This window comes from Virgibacillus kekensis, assembly GCF_042654125.1.
Classification (GTDB): domain Bacteria; phylum Bacillota; class Bacilli; order Bacillales; family Amphibacillaceae; genus Lentibacillus; species Lentibacillus kekensis.
This window is the reverse complement of the sequence record NZ_JBHSFU010000015.1, coordinates 175,687-195,351: the sequence shown is the minus strand read 5'-3', so window position 1 is coordinate 195,351 and position 19,665 is coordinate 175,687. Positions and strand designations below refer to the sequence as shown.

The following is a 19,665-nucleotide window of genomic DNA, read 5'->3' as shown; positions in this document are numbered from 1 at the left end:
TTAAGAGGTGTAAATAGATGGAGTTTAATATTGGTCCGCGTATGGTAAAGACAGGCCTGGCGGTGGCACTGACGTTAATTGTTACTGACTGGCTAGGACTAGAATTAGAGATTGTTGCGGCGATTGCTGCGGTGTTGGCAATGCAGCCGTCAATTATGCGTTCTTATAACTACATAAAAGAAGTGGTGGTTTCCAATGGTGTTGGGCTGTTGTTTGCGCTGCTCGGTACATTCCTTTTGGGCACACATCCCCTATCCGTTGGTGTGGTAGTTATTATTTCGATTGCGATTAACATCCGGCTTGGCCTCAATAAAACGGTAAGCTTGACTGTGCTTACAATCATTACCCTGATGCTCGTCAATGAGGAAGGCCTGAGCCTATTGTATGTGCTGACCCGATTGTCACTCGTTACGATTGGTGTAGTTTCCGCCTTTATCGTCAATGTCGTCATCTTCCCACCTGACCATCAAAAGAATTTGTTTAGCCTGATTAAGCAGGCAAGCGAAAAAATGAATTTTATGCTGCGCGTCCTACCGAATAAAACAATGAGCATTCCGGAAATCAAAAAAGAAAACGAAGAAGTTGAGAAACTGATAAATGATGCTAAGGATTATTTTGAAATAATATCCGATGAGCGCAGCCGGATTCTTATCAAGGACCGGGTTCATTTCTATCGGAATATTGTTATTTTCAAGCACATGATCCGTGTCCTCGGAAAAAAACAAAATCTTATCGAGCAGCTGGAGCGACATATCCGGGAAATCGAGGAAATCCCCGGGAATAAAGCATATTTGATTAAAAAACTAGTTAAAGAAATGAACAGTTACAGCGAGAATATACTGTTGCTGTATGAAGACAAAATTATCTTGAACACAGACCTGCAGAAAGAAACGAAAACAGCGATGCAAATAACAATCAATAATTTGATCGAGGAGTTGCAGGGCTCCGAGTTTGGCAGGTGGAATGTTGTATTTCCAATCGCCAACAGTATTATTGAATTATTTTTCGAACTCGATAAACTGGAGCGTTTGGTCCGGATTAATGAAATCAAAGAAGGTAGGGGATAGGAAGAGGTTTATGATTGCCCATTTTATAAATAATGGCTATATTTATTGGTCGAAAGGGTTTAAAAATGTAAATTACACATAGTAAATGCACTGCAATCCCGCAGTGCATTTTGACTATAAAAGTTCATTTCGTTTAAGGGTTTAGGTAGTTCTACAGTTATGCGGCAACTTTTTTTGTCGGTTTAGACTCTATAAGATTTGCTTGGACTAGCCTTTTTCTGACAGTAACTCCAATCCAACTAGCTAGAAATGCCTTGATCAGTCCTACTACGATAAACGGATAAACCCCTGCAGCTAACGCCTGATTCCACGTCATATCCAACACGATTTTTAACTGAATTGATCCAAAAATAAGAGTAATAATCATCCCTACAGTGTTGGCTATCATCGCCATCGTTAGGTTATGTTTTGTTTTTTCTAGTATTAAACCTGTTACAAACGCTGTAACAATAAAACCGAATATGTATCCACCTGTTGGCCCAACTAATACTTGTGCTCCACCTTTAAACCCAGCAAACACCGGCAAACCTGCTGCCCCTAATAAGGCATAACAAACCATTGCAATAGCACCATACCTGCTGCCAATAATTGTTGCCGTTAACCCAACGGCTAATGTTTGGCCACTAATAGGCACAATCGGCAGTGGAACCTCAATTTGGGCCAATACCGCTGTCACCGCTGCAAAAATTCCACATAAAATGATTCCTCTTAGGTTCGATTTACTCGTATACAAAAGAATGTCCTCCCTACTCCAAGTATTGTTAACCATATTTTAATATTGGTTGACAATATAAAAATAACATATGTTTCTGAAGAAGGGTAGTATTTCACCAGCAACTTATTAGTATTTTTCAGGTAACAGTTGTATGAACATCTTATCCGGTTCAAACTTAATGGATAAACTACCATCTTTTTTGTCATCTTATATTAGCAAATTGAAACTTCACCTTTTATGAGACTGCCGTCTTGGTCATCAACCACTCTCACAGTTTCCCTCGTTTTCCCATTTCACTATATACTTACCCAATTTATGACTCACAGATATTATTTTAATATCTTCTTTGTCTCCAGAATTGTGATCAACCACAATGGCTTTTGCTTCTTCCTGAGAAATTTTAGGTTCTGAATCTTCACAAGCAGTAACTATAAACAAACATATTGTTAATAAACCCATTACCAGCATTTTAAATTTCATCACCATGTCCCCTAGAATCAGACGTGAATTTAACATTTTCTCCGTAACATTCTATGTTATCACCCGAGGTAGAAGTTGCGAATCCTACTTTCACAACTACTATCCTGCTCAAAACATTCTTAACTTTTTTATTAAAAAGCCTATCGAGAAAGATTTGTAAGTTTAAAGAAATCGGGCTCTGGTTTCATTAATTTGGTACCATTTTCTGATTGAAAATAAATTTCTTTCTCGGCCTCATAATGAACCTTTATATCCATATCACCGATATTAATTACACTGGACTTTTCACGTGGCAAGACCTCTTCTTTCCAATCAATAGCATCATTTATGAAACCTACTATTTTCTGTACCTTGCCTTCATCTTTTATCTCGGAACATTTCTCATCACTTAAACTTTGATATATGCAAATACTTTCCGGAGCCTGACTAATCCAATTGGTTGAGTCGTATATCGGGGTTTTATCGAAGGTCACCTCCGTTTGCTCCTCATATTGATTGTAATGCGCTGAAATGCTCAATTCACCATCGAACCCCTCTTTTCTCCACCCTGAATGGAATCCGCTCCAATCATTATCTCGTTCATTATCATTAAGCGCTGAACCTTCGTATTCCATTTCCCAACCAAGCCTAGGAAGTTCTTTTAAATAAAATTCGTATATATTAATCCAACGATTTCCATCTAGAACATATTCGTTCTCAGTCGGCTCCAAGCCCTTGAATAAAGGTATATCTTCGTGTTTTTCAGGGATAATGGTCATCCCTCGATACGTATTATCAGTGATTTTTTGATATACAAATAAGGTCACAGCAAACAAAACTAATATAGAACCGAAAATTAGCCAATTTCTTTTCTTCATTTCATCCTCCCCCTGCAGGTGTTAAATTATATTTCTATTTCATATTAAGTTCCTTAAACTTAAAAACTTAACTTATTTTAACATTAAATTCCATATAATTATCCCGAATTAATTAAAAAGTATGATATTATTAGAATAGTTGCATATTTTGTTAAAGAATACGTAGATGAGGATTGAGCTCTTGAACGAATAAACAATAACTCAATCCATATTTAGCTCTCCCTTTTTTACTAATTCACATGATAACCACACCGATCCCTGGAGGTGAACTCACTGTACATATTGATAGGAATTGCGCTCTTAATCACGTTGATAATTGTAATCTTTGCCGATAAGTTCGCACCACATTCCGCCTTTATTACAAGTTTCAAGCCTGGAACCTTCAAGAAGCTGTTGATCGGACTGTCGCTTGCCGGCTCTCTTTCATTGGCATACGGGGTTTATTACCAGATGACCTATCAACCCCCTATCCTTATCGCAGAGACAGAGACAAAGAAGCATTTAATTATGGGAAACATCGGGGAACTGGGCTATTACGCGGATAACGGCATACAAATAAATCAGCCGGTCACGCTACATCTTGTCTGCTGGGAAAAGCTTGATCAATCGGAATTAGCTATTAACATCCTCTATCCTTCCGGTGATGCCCAAACATGGAAAACATCGCTTACCCCTGTTCATGAAAATTTTGTTAAAGACTATGATTTTAAGGGTGTATATAAGCTGGAGCCATATTCTTTTTCCGAAACTGGCGAAGTAAAACTGACGATTGAAAATGTCGGTGATCTTACAATTGATGTGGAAAAGTAAAACACGCAGGGGTGTGTCTGCTGCGTGTTAGTTTTTCTGTTAATGAGCTTGTTAATGAAGTTGTACGTATTTAGTTAAAATCCACTCTTGGATAAGTTTTTAGATGTTTAAAATCAATTAACTTACCATCTGCACTTACTACAATTATATCTTCACCATATGTAATATGAGCCCGATAATAAGGTTTTACTTTTAAAATAATTTCATATGCACCGGCAACACCAGATAACTGCTCAATCTTGATTATATTCGTATCGTATGAAGCCCAGGTGAGACCTTCTGGTGCGTACTCATCATCTTTATAAATCTCAGCTAATGCCCTGTCAACTGGCTCTCTTAGGCTGTTGATTAGCGCATATTTTAGTGTTTCGCACAATTCAGTATCAGCTTCATTTATCGTTTGGGTATATGCTGGTGTGTTATAACTTACAAAAAATATTATTAAAGCAAGACTGACAACTAGCTTATTCATAAATATCACCTCAGTTTAGTATTTAGAACTAAACTGGTCTTATTCAAGTATGTTCGTTGGTTGAATAATATCTTAAAAAATTTGGCAGACTATTTCAAGTACTGATAAAATTTACTTGGAAGGGTATGCTTATGGTTTTCCTGCTTATTTCTGTAGTTGTTTTTTTAGCAGTAACGTTTCTGGCTCCAAAAAAGATAAAGCGTTCAGAACTATACGCAGTTGCTCTATTTTCAATTGTATTAGGGTTTGTTACAGATATAACTGCAGATCTTAAATACAATGTCTATGGATATATTAAACCTGGAGTGCAATTTACAGGTTTCTTACCAATACTAATTCTTTTTCCTACAGCAGGCATTTTGTACATGAATTTCTTCCCTTTTAATAAAGCCTTTGTTCTTAAGCTCAGGTACACTTTTTTCTGGACTATTTTTTGTCTAACTTTTGAGTTTTTATCAATTAAATCGGGTTATTTTTATCACAATGGTTGGAAGTATTGGCATTCCGCACTTACCTATCCATTTCTGTTTTGGCTTCATATTTTACACCTTAGATTTTTTAGATGGTTCGCTGGTTCATAATCATGTAGCTAATGGACATCGACATTACATCCGCAAATAAGTCCCTTCCCGAATAAGAGTGCTTCCGCTGATAACTCACCCTGTTACCGAAAAAAGATGGAAAATATAATAAACCCAAAGATCAGTACAAGGATGAGTATTCCAGTACCTCTCCATCCTAGACCCCCTACCAAATCAACAAGGCTTCCATTTTGTGAACGATTATAAGCATCATTCATATTACCTGTTGGATTATCTTTTAATTCTTCTTGTCTTAATCTTTCTCTTCTTTGAGGAGATTCCTTACCATTACTCAATAAAATTCGCCCCTTTAAAATTCAACATAAAATGGTTGCGTCTCATCATCTAAACAATATTCAATTCGCTGTCTGAAATTTTTCCAAGTGACCATTTTCAACGCTTTTTCTATTGGAAAAAAACCTACTTCAAGACTTTCCGGACTAGTAGTTGGTTCCCCTCCAACGGCTTTAGCCAAAAATAATGTATTACAAATGGATCCAGGTACATTTTGAAAAACCCCACAAAATTTAATAATCTCTATATCCATGCCAGATTCCTCTTTCGTTTCCCTGATTGCAGCGTCTTTTAAAGACTCCCCTTCTTCCACCTGACCACCAGGCATTTCCCATCCTCTACGTGGCCCTTTAATTAGTAAAATTTCATTTTTATCATTCGTTACAATGGTAGCTGCTGAAACAATGTGTTTTGGTGTAGTCATGTATTTTGCCCCCGTATTTGTTATATTTTTATCGTAATAGTCCGTTCTTTCTAGCAATCAGAAAAGCAATTCCCAACCTGATATCATCCCATTTATTTGTAAATATATTTTCCAACACCAATTGGGAAGGATAATGCTGAACAACGATACTTTCATCGTGATCCAGCTTCTGTTCTTCTACTCGCTCAATCTTATTAGTGAAGAACAAATTAACTTCAACAGTACCATCATTATTTATGTAACTTCTCAAGCTTGAAAACTCGTCAGCTATAATTCCTGTTTCTTCTCTTAATTCTCTTTTAGCAGCTTCTGTCGGAGTTTCTCCACTTTCGATTTTTCCTCCTGGCAATTCAACTGTATTTCTGTTTAATTGCTTTCTAAACTGCTCAATGAGGACTATCTCTTCCTCTTTTACCGCTAATACTTTTACAAGCCTTTTCAATTGTGACCCCCCATTTTACTTATAAGTTGGTTTAGCTACAATGATGGGGGGGCTCTCGTGCATTGTATTGGCAAGTATAATATATATAATCAAGTTAGCTGGCAAAAAAATAAATATCAGTCTAACTCCAAAAGAGGATATACCGAAAAATTCAGCTATGCCTCCACAAACGCCGTTTATGGATTTATCTGCGGACGATTTTCTTAATACTTTATTCAATGCGGATCCTCCCCATTATTATTTTTTCATCATAGGAAACTCTTCTTTATTGGACAGTTCTAGCCAAAATGGATAAAGACTAACAAGTAATGGAATCGAACCTAACAAGATAAATACAAAAACTAAGGAAGGGCCAAAAAAGAGGTTACCAAACGTAGTTACGGAAAGAGTTGTCAACGTAATAAGAGTGGTCTTCTTTCTTGTTCGCAAACTGGCATATTGTTTAACCCCGCAGTATGGACACGTCATCCTAGTATCTAACGTAAACGATTTTTTGCAAGTTTGTTCCCAACTCCATTTCTGGTCACAATTCTGGCAAGTTGGCATTTATACAATTCCTCTCCTATCATTAACTATCCTATTGGGAATGTTGCGCTACTTCTCTCCACCCTGTCAATCCCATTTAATGGAATTATACCATTAATTAAGAATATTTAGCACACAGGAAAAGTTTAAGAAAGGAAATATGGTGAAAAGAGTGTTAAGGAAGGAGGAATCACTATATGCACACATATCCACGAACATTTTCACATATCGGTTTGTCAGTCCCAAAACTCGAGGATGCAATAAAATTTTACACGGAAGTATTTGGATGGTACACAATTGTTGAACCTACAGAGGTGAAAAATGATGACTCCCCAGTCGGCCAAATGTGCCGGGATGCGTTTGGGGATGAATGGTCTACCTTAAGAATTTCCCACCTTTCAACAGGAGACCGGATAGGTATGGAACTGTTTGAGTTTCCGGGAAATGAACAGCCGGAAAATAAAATGCCTTACTGGAAGACAGGTCTCTTTCACTACTGTATCCAGGACCCTGATATCGAAGGCCTTGTGGAAAAAATCAAGAAACATGGCGGCAAGCAGCGTATGCCGATCCGTGAATATTACCCTGATGAAAAACCGTATCGAATGGTTTACGTAGAAGATCCATTTGGTATCGTCTTTGAAATATACTCTCATAGTTATGAGTTGACCTATTCTGAAAATGCATACTAAAAGACTGTCCTCCTACGACTGGGGGACAGCCTCATTACCTTCAAATAGTTTATATCTACTGATTAACCTCCCGAATATCAAATGACACAATTCGGTCCGTGGCAGCGTTATATACTACCGTTCCCCTAATTGTAATCCGTTCCTGTGGTGACTCCAGAACAAATTCGTATGTTTCTCTAATTTGATTGCCTGCCAACTGTGTCTCACCAGTTTTATCGTATTCCACCACATTATAATTTGGGTATCCAACCTGGATTACTTCAATTAAATATTTTCCCCATTCCTGTGCTTCCAGTTCAGGCGATGGCGTAATCTCGATATTGATTATCCCCTGGTTAGGACTAGCTCCGAGTGCGATAAATGCCCGCCTATGCAGATTGATGCGGTTTGCGGGATAACCCGGAACTTCATCCACTACCGTAACAATAATATCGCGTGCTTGAATTGCTGGATTTGATATTAATAACGTCTGGCCGCATTGATACGGAGAGTTGGCGCTAACTGCTGCAGTCATGTACTGATTTGCTGACCACGGAATACCGCATTTGGTAACCTGACCTCCTTCAGTCCACGTAGCCTGGCCTTGAACCGTCTGTTGTCTATGTGAATATGCCTGATAATGCGGCAGATTTCCATAGGGCATTCTATACTGGGGACCGTTTGTATACCAATTCATCATTCGCTTACCTCCTGTCTTGGTCGTACCTGCTGATAACATATGCACGTTGAAGGTTGACCCGTGACAAACGTTGATATCCGGGGTTCCTTTATGTAGTAGTTATGTTACATTAAATATAATTCTACTATTTTTAGCAGGTGATTATATTGTTCTTAAAAAGAATTACTCTCCAGCATGAACATGTCCCGTCGTATAAAGAATATCCTTATTCAATTCCTACCATAAAGAATCATCGGCAATTAGAGCTGAAAGATAGCGTCACTTTTTTCGTCGGTGAAAATGGTTCAGGCAAATCGACCCTGATTGAAGCCATAGCAGATAAATGTGGATTCAACACAGCTGGTGGTGGCCGGAATAACCAATATGAAGTAAATCAATCCGCGTCGGCACTTGGCGAGTATATCCGGCTCTCCTGGATGCCTAAAGTTACTAGTGGTTTTTTTCTCCGCGCAGAATCATTCTACAGCTTTGCCACTCATATTGACGAGGTAGGCGCGTCTGACGCATACGGCGGCCGATCATTGCATCATCAGTCACATGGAGAATCCTTTCTATCACTCTTTTTAAACCGATTCAATGGAAAGGCTATTTATCTACTTGACGAACCTGAGGCTGCTCTTTCACCACAGCGCCAGCTCTCGTTTTTAAAAATAATGCATGATGCGGTATCAACCGGCGAATGTCAATTTATTATCGCAACACACTCGTCAATTTTGTTTGGATATCCAGAAGCTATATCTACAGCTTTGACGATGATGAAATCCGACAGACGGATTATGAATCAACCGATCATTATCAAATAACAAGTTACTTTTTGCAGAATAGAGAGAAATTACTGCGGGAACTTCTGAAGGATTAATAACTGTTTTCTTCCCTTACATTATAAGTTCTCGATCCAGATTTAAAATTCTTATATAAAATTTCTTTTTTTTGTATAATTTTATTCATTTCATCCGTTATACATAATGAGAGACGGATAGAGAAGGAGGATTATATGGGTAAGAAAGAAGACGATGCAGCTTTAAAGTTCTCAGAAAAGTCCAGAGAGCTAAAATTCGATTTCAATAACCTAATCGAAGCATATCGGGAGGACCTGTGGAAATACTGCCGATATTTGACAGGATCGCCCTGGGAAGGAGAGGACCTTTACCAGGAAACTTTAATTAAGGCATTTGGGGCCCTCTACCAGCGCTGGCACCCTACAAATCCAAAATTCTACATTTACAGGATTGCGACCAACACATGGATAGATCAGTGCCGAAAAGAAAAGAGAAATGTTGGCTATCTGGAGGAAGAACATGAGCCGTTAGAGGAGTTCAGTGATACCCTTCAACTGGAACAAATGCTCGAACAACTTTTTTCCTTATTTCCGCCAAGGCAAACTGCAGCATTTCTATTAATGGATGTGTTTAAGTTTACAGCGTCAGAAGTAGCCGGAATCCTAAAAACAACTCCTGGGGCAATTTACGCAACAGTAAGAAGAATAAGAAGTAAACTTAAAGAATTACCTGAAGAAATGAATAGCAATCATCCTACAACATTGAACAGAACACCTGCCGAAGAAAAGGTTATCCAAACTTACCTAAAGGCATTTAATGAAGGAAATATTGATGAAATGCTCTCCCTGATAAGTGACTACTCCGTAAACGAAGCAGACCTAGGATTTCAGGAATTCACCAAAGACGAAATGCGAAAAGGTTCTATGCAACATGGTTTACGAGGGTTACGTGCAGAAGAAAAACTGCTCTGGGGTAAACCTGTTATTGTGGTTTTTGCTGATTTAGAGGACGAAGCGCACATACACGACATTCAATATCAGGAAGTGGAAAATGGAAAAATTGTAGCTCATCGTAGTTTTTTCTTCCGGAAAGAATTAATTTTTGCAGCATGTGAAGAGTTGGGAATTCCACCACAACTTGATAAACCTCCAGTCCAATGGTAGTTAAACTTTAATCTAAAGGAGATGAAGTTATGAAAAGCCCTGTTAAAAATAAAATAAGTAGTGTGTTTATCCCTGTACGTGATATAGAAAAAGCAAAAGAATGGTATTCAAAAATACTAGGTTTAAATGGTGGAGAAATTCATTTCGGCCATCTATATACCGCCGAAATGCAGGATACTGGAATGATATTAGATACCATGCCAAATTGGCGTGACGAAAATGGAGAACTGGCTACTTTTAATGTACCAGCGATGATGTTCGATACTGACAATATTCATGACTCCTATAAGTTTATGAAGAAGAATAACGTTGAATTGGTTACAGAAGTCCAGCACGAGCACTTTTTCGTGTTTAAAGATCCAGATGGCAATATGCTAATGATTTGCCAAAATAACAACTAACACGAAGAGTCATCCATCGTGGGTGACTCTTTTATTAAGCCAACAACCGTGATTTGTCGGATTCTAAGTCTGTTATTTTTACTTTAGTTCTCATTAGTTAACATATCTACTAACTCATCAATCGTACCATTACATTTTATAACTTCAGGCAGCTGATAAAAGGTACTGGTGGTTTCGAAATCACGAATATCCACACTAGGCGAATTTAAAAAAATTGTTTTACCTTGTCCAAGAGCAATACCTAATTCAATATGACTGCTTTTTCCGGCGGGTAATAATACAATAACAAAGTCTGCATCCATAACAGCATTTTTTTCTAATTGTCCAATCTTCTTCAATTCTTCAATGGATGAAGCCTTTTCATTTTTTGTCCAATCATACGTATGAATAAATCCCTTATTTATCAACCGTTTACTAACTTCACGGACCTTTTCTACGTTTGAAAAACTTGATGCTACATAAAACTTCTTCATCTTCTTCCCCCCTTGGCCTCAGTGGTCTTTACGAAACCTTTTCCATTAGTAAATTTTAACATAACATTCCAGCTGCCAACTTGAAAAAATAGATAGACTGATGCATCGAGCTCAAAAAAAATGACCACCATTCAACATACGATTGGTGGTCATTTTACTTTGGGGATTTGGTCATTAGTCTTTCTTTTGGTTCATAGTTTGATTTGGAGCTCCAGGTTCACCTTTTTTCTCATAATACTTTGCGTCCGGATTGTATAACCTGTTTTCGTTCGCTGGGTCTTTCTTGTTTTTGTTGTTTGCCATCTATTATCACCTCAGCAACTAGTTTGTGTAATTACTCTATCCTGATACCTGTTTAATCGTCTGGACAAATAACCCGTCTCCTTCCAGCCATTCAGCCAGAAATACATCATGAAAATCATTTATGCCCTGACTCGTTAATTCATTATTTAACCAAACGGTAGTTTTTCCAATATCAATTAATTCATCTTCCAGCAGCTCTCCATCCCGGATAAGGGTTACTGGCACATACACCGATTTTGGTGGCAGTTGCAGGTCTTCCTGCTGTAATTTTTGCTTAGGTGTCTTTTTCAATATGCTGATGGACCCGTTCGCCTCAAGATAGCAATACGCCACTTCCCTTATGGAAAAGGTCTCAGACTGACGCAACAGACTCTGAAGCTGGTTGATATTCATCTTGTTCCGTTTTAATTGGTCACGATTAATAATGCCGTTTTCTATAAGGACAGACGGCTTTCCCTCTGCTATTTTTCTGAAAAGAAGATTCTTCTGGCTTAAAACTTCAACCGTAAAAATCATTATGGCCCATAGTGTCATCGCGTAGATGATATACTCTACCCCAATTTTATCATCATACAAAGCGTTACCGAGCAGTTCACTGAACACAATTGCTGCGATAAATGTGAACGGGGTGATTTGGTTAATGACTTTCTTCCCAAGAATTTTAATTAAAAAAAATAAAATAATAAAACCGGTTATAATCTCTACGGTTAATGTCAAAAACTTCATTTCCATTCCGCTCCAATCAACATTTCTGTTATCATGATTGCCAATTGGGCGGGTTTTCAACCAAAAGGGCTTCGATATGATTTTTTGAGATTCAATAGTCAATTGCGACAAAAAAATAACAGGTTCAAATCTAATTAAATTAGAATCACACCTGTCATTTTTAAATATAACCTTAAATCACATAAGATTCCTTTGGTTCATGAAGGTAATTTTCTATAAACTCTGCTAACCCATCTTCTTCATTGTGGCTTGTTACAATATCTGCTGCTGCTTTTGCCTCTTCACATGCATTACCCATTGCAGCGCCTACACCAACACGACGAAGCATTTCTACATCATTTGGTCCGTCTCCAATGGCGGCCACTTCATCGGGATGAATGCGAAATGCCTGGAGCAGACGTTTAATAGCAAACCACTTTGAAACGTTGGGGGCAACCAGCTCAAATCCATCCTTCCAATCAATGACTTCAGCTTCCTTTTTAAATAATGCGGATAATTCAGGGCATGGTCCTCCAGTTCGCACACTATATTTTAAAACTTCCTTATAACTTGCCTGTCTTAAATCGCCGATATATTGCGGCTCAACTTTTCCAACCTTTGTCCAATAATCAATTTCTTCATTTGTTTCCTTACAATAAAGCCCATTTACTGTGTGGACAATAACATTACAAGGGTCTTCAGCGGTCATGTGGTGAAATCTTTCTTCATTTAATCGAACGGTTCGCATCTGCATAACTCTTCCTGTCAACGCATCGTGAATTACGGCTCCATTCAAACAGATCATCGGGGTTCGCAATCCTATATCTTTATGATAAGGTGCAGTTACTTCGTAGTGGCGTCCAGTCGCAAGGAAGACTTTGACACCCTGATTACTGAGCCTGTTTATTGCTTCAAGATTGCGACAGGAAATGTTTTGTGATGCATTCAAGAGTGTTCCATCCATATCGATAAATATCGCACGCACATTCATTTTTACAGCCCCCTTAATCGTTTGTAGTTTCATCTTACCAACCGAATATTAATTTCTGGTAAACTCAATGTTCGGATTTAATGAAGTTGGAGCCCAATGACTTTATCTATTTGGATAAAAAATGATAAAGATAAAAAAATAACGCCTGGAGTAATACTCCAAACGTTATAGTGACCACCATAATCGCAGGCAGTAGTTTCTACAACCCTTCACCTGCTGCTACATTCCCCATCAGATCTACCACAAGGATGCCTGATTTTGCCCAGAAACTGTGATAACCCTTAAGAATCAATTCTGGCGTTGATTTTGGAATCTCAAACGTTAGTGCCATCACAAGATGTCCTGGTGAATGAAGTCGATACCTTCCCTTCCAGTTGTCTGATTTAATCACTTCCCAATTTACTGGTTCATAGAGATTTCCTTCACCGTCCACCAGATTATATGTGCTCTGGGGAAGATACTGTACGGCAGGACCTTCGAATTCATGTTCGTTTTTAACATCAAGTATTAGAGTCATTAACTCGTTGTTTGAAGATGCTTCGCCCGCTTCTTTTGGGTGATCATTACTTAAGTTAAAGGTATAACTGACATCCAAGTTATCGGTATAAGTTTTGCCTAGTTCGTAAATTTCCCTAGATTCCTTCACGATGCTTTCAATGGATTCTTTTTCCTGAGAAACATTCTGCTCATCATCGGAAGCATCTGATTCCTCTTTCTCAGATTCTTGCTCTTCATTATCTGAATCTACAGAAATTACATCCTTCACCTCTCCTGAAGTTCCCTTAACGTTTGAATTATTTACTTCGCTGTCGACTGCGGAATCCTGAGCTTCAGGAACAGCCTGAGTCAATAGCCCAATAATTCCAATAAAAAGCACTGCACCTGCTATTGCGAAGACATATTGAAAACTCTTCTCCACTTTCTTCGTATTACTAAAACCTCCACTCAAGCCCTGATACGGCTGAATCCTGCCTGCTTTTCCTGCTGGAAGAATTGCACCAAGAACACCGGTGACCACAGGAATTAAAATCGCTGCGGTGAAGAATGGCAATTGGTCCATTGGAAATTCTCCGTACATTCCATAAATAATTCCCATAGAGATTAACAGGCCAATAACTCCGGCCAGCAAACCGCATAGAGCCCCTTCAATTAAAACAAGCGCTTGGACGGTGCGGTTTTTCCAGCCGACAGCTTTAAGAACGGCTAGTTCAGGCTGACGTTCGGTAACATTTTGCCAGATGATTTCGGCAGTGGTAAGGATTGCAATCGCCAGTGCCACTCCCATTGCAACGTAGTGCATTGGGCCAACTTCCATCGCAACAAATTCGCCAAGCCAAGTTGTGTACATGGCCCCTCTAAGCCGGAAAGTGACATACAGGAAGAAAATCAGCAATCCTGTTGGCAGGGCAATGGCGATAACGGACAACATACTTCTTTTCCATTTGGTTAAAAAATTCTTCAGACTCATGCCAAAAATAGTCCGTGTTTTAAACAGACGTCGTTTACTTTGTGAAACCTCACCGCTTTTCATCGTTTCAAACGGGGCTATTTTTCTTACTAATATGCCTGGTAGCAGTGCGCCCAGCGTATAAATTGCCATTCCAAAGATACCAATTAAAAGTATTCGCCATACGGAGGTTTCTACATCATGTATCACATAAATCAACCCAAGTATCAACCAACTGACCAATGATACAAACAAACCAATAACCGTAGCTTCCATAAACAACAGTTTTGTCAGCTGATTCGGACGCCAGCCAACTGACAGCAATACGGCAAACTCTTTTTTCCTCGCGTACATCATAATGACATTTGACGAGAAAACATACAAAATCGCAACAGCTATTACACTCGCGATGATGCCGGACAAACCTACCTTGGATTCATGAAAAATAGTGACCGATGAACCGAGTTTAATCCATGGCTGCTCAACCCAGCCGATATTCTCTTTATCCCCTACACTCGGAATATGAGTTAATGCCGGTTGAGGAGACGATCCAAGTGTTACATCGGTTATAAGCCCAGTCTCCTCTTCTATCTTCCTAGCTACGGATTTAAGTAATTGTTCACTCTCTAAACTAATTTGTTCTACACCTTTGACCTTAATCCGTATAGCGGAAATCGACTTTTCGCCAAGTACTTGTTCAGCTGCCTCGAGTGTTGTTAGGATCAATGGTGGTTTTGTTATGAAGCCATACGGACTGTTAAGCGGTTTCATTTTTCTAGGTGGGTTGACAGGTTTCTCTTGGTTATTTAGAACCAGCTGTGCTTTTGACGGAAAATATGTCTCCATCGGAAGTTCGGTCAAAGGGTCTTTTGAAATATCAAGTTTGTGCGGGTCAAATACCCCTTTAAAGTCAAGCTTAAGCCTTGGCCAAAGCTTGCTATCCTCGCTGTACACATTCACCGGACGGTATGCATAATCTACAGCCAACAGTGAGTCTTCAGGAACAACGTAAGGTTCAACCTCATAAGCGAATGGCCAGCGATCAACAAAAGGGCTGGACACCTCCCTATAATTGACTGCTGAAGGTTTATATGGCATCCAATTGAAGTCCTCGACAGACCCGGAACCTTCACTTACTTGCTGAATTATCGCCTCATGTGCATCTTCGGCCGTAAAGGTAAGCTTATCAATCTGTGTAGCAGCACGTTTATCTAGAAACTCTTTGCCGCCCTTCTCCTTAACCTTTTCCATTGCAGCATTCAGGTCTTCACCAGCATCTATATCAACTTTTTCGATTGTAAAGGTTATTTTGCCATCGACATATGTCTGGTTGCTCAGGATGACCGGAATCTGATGGTTCGTGAGTGATTCTCCCAGTGGTATTTCTTGAGATATGTCTTCCTTAGTGAAATATCTGTTGTTCTCCTGCTCGATAATGGCATCATCAATCCCTACTAAAGCTGCCTCCGCTTCAGGATCAATACCCGCAACCAACACATTGGAACCATAAGCAATTGGGCTCTCAACGTAATTACCTACTCCATATTCCCTGGGATCCAGTGGTCCTGACCAACCAACCGTAAAGTAATCAGTGTAGCTCCAACTATCTTTTGCAACACCTGTATCAGTTGTCTCTTTCCTCGTAAGTCGATAGACACCAGGTTCCTTATAATCTAATTGCCCTAGCTCTGTAGTGTTATAGATATACCCCATCATCGCGATAGGTGCTGCAACGTCAATATCTTCCATACTCTTAATCTTTTCGTACTGTTCCATTGTAATCCCGCCGGCAAGTCCGCTTAAATAGTTCGGTTCCAGCAGGTTCTTATCCTCGGTAACACTCCGGGAATCAGGCGGACGTACGACAATATGGTAGGATGACTTCCAGCGTTTCTGCAGTTCATCCACGATTGTTGCATTGGACGCCTGTGTAATACCGACCAGGTAGCTTAACCCGATACTGACAATCAAGGCACCGACAATCAACAGAATGAAGCGCTCTTTATGCCGCCACCACGAATTCCAGATGAATCTAAGCATACGCCCCGCTCCGGGTGTCGCTGATCACCTTGCCGTTCTTCATCTCAATAATCCGATCAGCTCTAGATGCCAAGTCAGCATCATGTGTCACGAAAATAACACCGCATCCTTTTTCCCTGTTCAGATTGGACAACCTTTCGAATATAATTTCTCCGGTATTGGTATCAAGGTTCCCTGTCGGCTCATCCGCAAGCAGCCAGTGCGGCTCATGCACCAACGCCCGGGCAATCGCCACACGCTGTTGTTGGCCACCTGACAACTGAGACGGTAGTGAGTTAAATTTATCACCAAGTCCAACCTGTTCAAGCAGCCCCTCCGCACGTTCTTTTTTATTGTAGGAAACTTTTCGGGCAAATAACGGTGACATCACATTTTCCAATGCTGTCAGTGTCGGCAGCAAATGAAACTGCTGAAAAATAAACCCGATATTTTCAAACCGAAAGTCAGCAAGCCTTCTGGAGTTAAGCTTATTGACCGGACTGCCTCCATACAAAATTTCCCCGTCGCTCGGCAGATCCAATGCGCCGAGTAGACTGAGCAGCGTAGACTTCCCTGACCCGGAAGGCCCCACAATCGCAACAAACTCTCCTTCTTCCAGCTTAATGTTTACATTCTCAAGTGCATACGTACTTACCCCATCTCCTTGGAATACCTTGCTTACCCCTTTACACTCCACCCCATGCGTCATAATTGACTCCCCTTTGTTTAAATTTTCATTCAAGTTTGTTTTTTTAAATTATAACAGAAAATAAATTAAGGTGGAACAGGGGGACAGGCACTTTGTCCCGGTTTAATGTGGGACAAAGTGCCTGTCCCCCTGTCCCAGTTGTTTTTTTACCCAGGATGAATTATGATGGAAATATAAAATTCAGAAAGGAGGCAATAAAAATGATTACGTTGGGTATGGACGAAGTGAAGCGTTTTATAGCATTCATGGCGTCTATTTTTGGAGCTGTTCAGCAAAATTGGATACGTATGTCTAATTTTAGCTTAAGTTTCAAAAATCATATCTGACGTAAAAGATTTCTTGCCTCGAATATAGCGGTATACAGAGAAAGGTCTATCCTTCACTCGCGCCACAGGTAAGTAATTTTGCCTGTGGCTTTTTTGCGTCAGTCTCTGGAGGATACGAAAAGTGAAAACAACAAGTTTAACTAAAAACATTCGATTTATTTACATTTATATATTTGTCGCCCAGTTATTTTTTGACCGGGCGTTATGGGTTATTTATTTGAACGACAAAGGTTTGAGCATGAGTGAGATTGGAATCGTCGAGGCACTTCTCCACTTAGGAATCGTATTGTTTGAGATTCCAACCGGAATGATTGCTGATATATATGGCCGGAAAGTAAGCCTGTTTATCGGTAATGTTCTCAGTATCGGATATGGAACATTCATGCTTATTAGTGATTCGTTAACGTTATTTGGTCTTACACTAATGTCATTTGGAGTAGCCATGACATTCCAGTCCGGAGCTGAGGAAGCACTCGTTTACGATACATTGAAGGAAAAGGGCCGGGAAAAGCAGTACACGCGCGTGTTCGGAAATATGACAGCCATTGCCTTACTTTCTCTCAGTTTTGCCAAGCTTGCCGGCGGCTGGATGGCTGAAATCAGCTGGGAACTTGTATACGGCGGGATTATCGTCACGCATATCCTTGCACTTATTCCAATTCTATTACTGCATGAACCAGAGCGGGAAAAGAATCCGGAGGTCCATCGTGGTATTAAGCAGCAATGGATGAGTCAATTACGTGCCGGGCTAAAAATTTGGCGGAAGAACAAGTCAGCCCACATTCCGATTGTCTTTTTCATTATGGTTGTCACATCAATTGTGATCCTGACATTTTACGGTCAGGAATACTTTACCCGACTCGGATTCAGCTCGATTACAATCGGAATTATTTTCACGGTAGAAGGTTTGCTGGGAGTCGTGATGGCAAAGATTGCACACCGGTTGGAAGGAAAGTGGAGTTTCGGCAGTATAACAAATTACGGTTATCTGATGTATTTATTATTCTTTCTGCTCTTTATCTGGTCACCAGACTGGGCAATCGTGCTTTCATTCTTGATACTGTCGCAGCTAGTGACATTATATGAACCGATTTTTTCTAACTTTATACAGGAAAAACTGGAGTCAAATGTCCGCGCCACCTTCTTTTCAATGATCAGCGTAGTCGAAAGCTTCAGTATCATGCTGTTATTTCCACTGTTTGGCCTGATGATCGATACAATCGGGTTCCGAGACGGATTCCTGTGTCTGTTTATCATGCTGACTATCCTCTATGCAGCAGGCGTCCGACGAAAATGAGACAAGGGGACAGTGTCCTTGTCCCACCCTCACTGGTAGTTAATAAACTCTTTAATGAAAACGCAGAGGCATTTGTACCTCTGCGTATTTTTCAGCTATTCATAAGCTGTTCCAAACCTCTATCTATAGAGTACGCTGAACTTTGCCTTATTGTTTCAGTGAAAAGATCTTTTAATCTCTCAGATGACTTCATCAAATTATCAACAGTAATTTTTTCTGGAAAGGTTGAAAGGTAGTCTTTAACAAAGGTAGGCGTCAATGTCTCGTAAGCTTTAAATTGATGTAGCTTCTTACCCTCGTTCATTGCTTGTACAAGAAGGGTATAATTCCTCATATTCTCTAGCATCTTTTCCGCATAGATTAAGTTATTTCGCTTTATTTCTTTTTCCAAACTCATAGCACAATAGGCAAATTCAAACGGCAAGTCAATTTGTACATCATATTTTACAGACTTATTTTCAAACTGTTCATTCTCACGATCCATTTTCTCCGTAACTAGGCCAGTTTTATCTAATATTATTTTCCACAACGGCGATCTTACCGTTAATAAGTCTCTTGGAACAATGGAGATATTAAACTCAAGTCTATTCGAAATTATAGCGATAAGAAGAAATATATTTTCACTAAACTTTTTCTCTTTAAAATATATGGGATTGAAACCACTTAAGGTTTGGTAAACGAAATCTTTCGTTGCTTCAGTATCCTCCACTTTGGAGGTACAAACCATTAAATCAATATCAGAGTATTCATCCTTATATCCAATGACCCCGGAACCTAACTGGATAACACCCTCAATTAAATTAGAAGAATCTAATTTCTGAATAGTATTTTCAAAATATGTCTTTCTTTCCTCAACACTATACATACTCCACCCCTCCATCTACAAAACCAATGGACTAAGAATCCGTCCCGCTTTCTCATTCACTTAATAGTATTATCCATCAACTCAATGTCCACATTATCGGTCCTGCCCGTTGTAGATTCTTTCCATATTCCATTTGTCTTTTTTCGCTA

At 39.5% G+C, this 19,665-nt stretch carries 25 protein-coding genes and 1 pseudogene; 9 read left to right on the top strand and 17 right to left on the bottom strand.

Going from position 1 to position 19,665, the window contains the following annotated elements; translation table 11 throughout:
- Positions 1-17: 17 nt before the first annotated feature.
- Positions 18-1,067, top strand: coding sequence for an FUSC family protein (locus ACFO3D_RS18780; RefSeq protein WP_390299889.1), 1,050 nt, complete (start codon positions 18-20; stop codon positions 1,065-1,067).
- 157 nt (positions 1,068-1,224) lie between these two features.
- Here the strand turns inward: ACFO3D_RS18780 and ACFO3D_RS18775 are convergent, their stop codons facing one another.
- From ACFO3D_RS18775 to ACFO3D_RS18765, 3 genes are all read right to left on the bottom strand, one after another.
- Positions 1,225-1,800, bottom strand: a complete 576-nt coding sequence (locus ACFO3D_RS18775; protein WP_390299886.1) for a biotin transporter BioY — start codon at positions 1,798-1,800, stop codon at positions 1,225-1,227.
- A gap of 240 nt (positions 1,801-2,040) precedes the next feature.
- On the bottom strand, positions 2,041-2,262 hold the full coding sequence (locus ACFO3D_RS18770; protein WP_390299883.1) for a hypothetical protein: 222 nt from the start codon (positions 2,260-2,262) through the stop codon (positions 2,041-2,043).
- A 140-nt stretch (positions 2,263-2,402) separates the two neighbouring features.
- Positions 2,403-3,119 (bottom strand): hypothetical protein, encoded by a 717-nt coding sequence (locus tag ACFO3D_RS18765; protein WP_390299880.1) that lies wholly within the window; start codon positions 3,117-3,119, stop codon positions 2,403-2,405.
- Positions 3,120-3,401: 282 nt separating this feature from the next.
- Here ACFO3D_RS18765 and ACFO3D_RS18760 point away from each other — a divergent pair, with 282 nt between their 5' ends.
- Positions 3,402-3,929 carry a hypothetical protein gene (locus ACFO3D_RS18760; RefSeq protein ID WP_390299877.1) on the top strand — a complete coding sequence of 176 codons (528 nt, stop codon included), beginning with the start codon at positions 3,402-3,404 and terminating at the stop codon, positions 3,927-3,929.
- Between the two features lie 70 nt (positions 3,930-3,999).
- Here ACFO3D_RS18760 and ACFO3D_RS18755 read toward each other — a convergent pair whose 3' ends face one another.
- Positions 4,000-4,401: a DUF3888 domain-containing protein gene (locus tag ACFO3D_RS18755; protein WP_390299873.1), complete on the bottom strand. Its 402-nt coding sequence runs from the start codon at positions 4,399-4,401 to the stop codon at positions 4,000-4,002.
- A gap of 131 nt (positions 4,402-4,532) precedes the next feature.
- Here ACFO3D_RS18755 and ACFO3D_RS18750 point away from each other — a divergent pair, with 131 nt between their 5' ends.
- Complete coding sequence (locus tag ACFO3D_RS18750) at positions 4,533-4,982, top strand: CBO0543 family protein (RefSeq protein ID WP_390299870.1); 450 nt, start codon at positions 4,533-4,535, stop codon at positions 4,980-4,982.
- An 83-nt stretch (positions 4,983-5,065) separates the two neighbouring features.
- Here the strand turns inward: ACFO3D_RS18750 and ACFO3D_RS18745 are convergent, their stop codons facing one another.
- From ACFO3D_RS18745 to ACFO3D_RS18725, 5 genes are read right to left on the bottom strand one after another with little or no spacing between them, the layout of a single operon-like run.
- Positions 5,066-5,278 (bottom strand): DUF6366 family protein, encoded by a 213-nt coding sequence (locus ACFO3D_RS18745; protein WP_390299867.1) that lies wholly within the window; start codon positions 5,276-5,278, stop codon positions 5,066-5,068.
- 14 nt (positions 5,279-5,292) lie between these two features.
- Entirely contained in the window at positions 5,293-5,700 is a 408-nt protein-coding gene (locus ACFO3D_RS18740; protein WP_390299864.1) for an NUDIX hydrolase, read from the bottom strand.
- Positions 5,701-5,728: 28 nt separating this feature from the next.
- On the bottom strand, positions 5,729-6,142 hold the full coding sequence (locus ACFO3D_RS18735) for an NUDIX hydrolase (protein ID WP_390299861.1): 414 nt from the start codon (positions 6,140-6,142) through the stop codon (positions 5,729-5,731).
- Between the two features lie 15 nt (positions 6,143-6,157).
- Positions 6,158-6,361: a PspC domain-containing protein gene (locus ACFO3D_RS18730; RefSeq protein WP_390299858.1), complete on the bottom strand. Its 204-nt coding sequence runs from the start codon at positions 6,359-6,361 to the stop codon at positions 6,158-6,160.
- 18 nt (positions 6,362-6,379) lie between these two features.
- The gene (locus tag ACFO3D_RS18725; RefSeq protein WP_390299855.1) at positions 6,380-6,688 is read right to left on the bottom strand and encodes a TIGR04104 family putative zinc finger protein; all 309 of its coding nucleotides are present in this window, start codon (positions 6,686-6,688) and stop codon (positions 6,380-6,382) included.
- A 176-nt stretch (positions 6,689-6,864) separates the two neighbouring features.
- Here ACFO3D_RS18725 and ACFO3D_RS18720 point away from each other — a divergent pair, with 176 nt between their 5' ends.
- On the top strand, positions 6,865-7,359 hold the full coding sequence (locus ACFO3D_RS18720; RefSeq protein WP_390299853.1) for a lactoylglutathione lyase family protein: 495 nt from the start codon (positions 6,865-6,867) through the stop codon (positions 7,357-7,359).
- 55 nt (positions 7,360-7,414) lie between these two features.
- On the opposite strand, the gene ACFO3D_RS18715 is transcribed toward ACFO3D_RS18720, so the two are convergent.
- Positions 7,415-8,038 (bottom strand): DUF3889 domain-containing protein, encoded by a 624-nt coding sequence (locus tag ACFO3D_RS18715; protein WP_390299851.1) that lies wholly within the window; start codon positions 8,036-8,038, stop codon positions 7,415-7,417.
- A 146-nt stretch (positions 8,039-8,184) separates the two neighbouring features.
- Between ACFO3D_RS18715 and ACFO3D_RS18710 the strand changes: the two are divergent.
- The 3 genes and pseudogenes from ACFO3D_RS18710 (at position 8,185) to ACFO3D_RS18700 (ending at position 10,381) form a co-directional block, all read left to right on the top strand.
- Positions 8,185-8,897: pseudogene (locus ACFO3D_RS18710) on the top strand (AAA family ATPase).
- Positions 8,898-9,032: 135 nt separating this feature from the next.
- Positions 9,033-9,980, top strand: coding sequence for an RNA polymerase sigma factor (locus ACFO3D_RS18705; protein ID WP_390299848.1), 948 nt, complete (start codon positions 9,033-9,035; stop codon positions 9,978-9,980).
- Positions 9,981-10,009: 29 nt separating this feature from the next.
- Positions 10,010-10,381: a VOC family protein gene (locus ACFO3D_RS18700; protein ID WP_390299845.1), complete on the top strand. Its 372-nt coding sequence runs from the start codon at positions 10,010-10,012 to the stop codon at positions 10,379-10,381.
- A gap of 83 nt (positions 10,382-10,464) precedes the next feature.
- On the opposite strand, the gene ACFO3D_RS18695 is transcribed toward ACFO3D_RS18700, so the two are convergent.
- The 6 genes from ACFO3D_RS18695 to ACFO3D_RS18670 form a co-directional block, all read right to left on the bottom strand.
- The gene (locus ACFO3D_RS18695) at positions 10,465-10,854 is read right to left on the bottom strand and encodes a group-specific protein (RefSeq protein WP_390299842.1); all 390 of its coding nucleotides are present in this window, start codon (positions 10,852-10,854) and stop codon (positions 10,465-10,467) included.
- Positions 10,855-11,028: 174 nt separating this feature from the next.
- Positions 11,029-11,157 (bottom strand): hypothetical protein, encoded by a 129-nt coding sequence (locus ACFO3D_RS18690; RefSeq protein WP_390299839.1) that lies wholly within the window; start codon positions 11,155-11,157, stop codon positions 11,029-11,031.
- A gap of 36 nt (positions 11,158-11,193) precedes the next feature.
- A complete protein-coding gene (locus ACFO3D_RS18685; protein ID WP_390299836.1) occupies positions 11,194-11,883 on the bottom strand; it encodes a DUF421 domain-containing protein in 690 nt (229 codons plus the stop codon).
- A gap of 172 nt (positions 11,884-12,055) precedes the next feature.
- Positions 12,056-12,853 carry an HAD family hydrolase gene (locus ACFO3D_RS18680; protein WP_390299832.1) on the bottom strand — a complete coding sequence of 266 codons (798 nt, stop codon included), beginning with the start codon at positions 12,851-12,853 and terminating at the stop codon, positions 12,056-12,058.
- Positions 12,854-13,052: 199 nt separating this feature from the next.
- On the bottom strand, positions 13,053-16,340 hold the full coding sequence (locus ACFO3D_RS18675) for an ABC transporter permease (protein WP_390299829.1): 3,288 nt from the start codon (positions 16,338-16,340) through the stop codon (positions 13,053-13,055).
- Entirely contained in the window at positions 16,333-17,028 is a 696-nt protein-coding gene (locus ACFO3D_RS18670) for an ABC transporter ATP-binding protein (RefSeq protein WP_390299826.1), read from the bottom strand. Before ACFO3D_RS18670 ends, ACFO3D_RS18675 begins: the two co-directional genes overlap by 8 nt.
- Positions 17,029-17,228: 200 nt before the next feature.
- Here ACFO3D_RS18670 and ACFO3D_RS18665 point away from each other — a divergent pair, with 200 nt between their 5' ends.
- Together ACFO3D_RS18665 and ACFO3D_RS18660 are read left to right on the top strand one after the other, a co-directional pair.
- Positions 17,229-17,354 (top strand): hypothetical protein, encoded by a 126-nt coding sequence (locus ACFO3D_RS18665; RefSeq protein WP_390299823.1) that lies wholly within the window; start codon positions 17,229-17,231, stop codon positions 17,352-17,354.
- A gap of 121 nt (positions 17,355-17,475) precedes the next feature.
- Positions 17,476-18,651, top strand: coding sequence for an MFS transporter (locus ACFO3D_RS18660; protein ID WP_390299820.1), 1,176 nt, complete (start codon positions 17,476-17,478; stop codon positions 18,649-18,651).
- A 91-nt stretch (positions 18,652-18,742) separates the two neighbouring features.
- Here the strand turns inward: ACFO3D_RS18660 and ACFO3D_RS18655 are convergent, their stop codons facing one another.
- The gene (locus ACFO3D_RS18655; protein ID WP_390299817.1) at positions 18,743-19,516 is read right to left on the bottom strand and encodes an aminoglycoside 6-adenylyltransferase; all 774 of its coding nucleotides are present in this window, start codon (positions 19,514-19,516) and stop codon (positions 18,743-18,745) included.
- Positions 19,517-19,665: the final 149 nt, after the last annotated feature.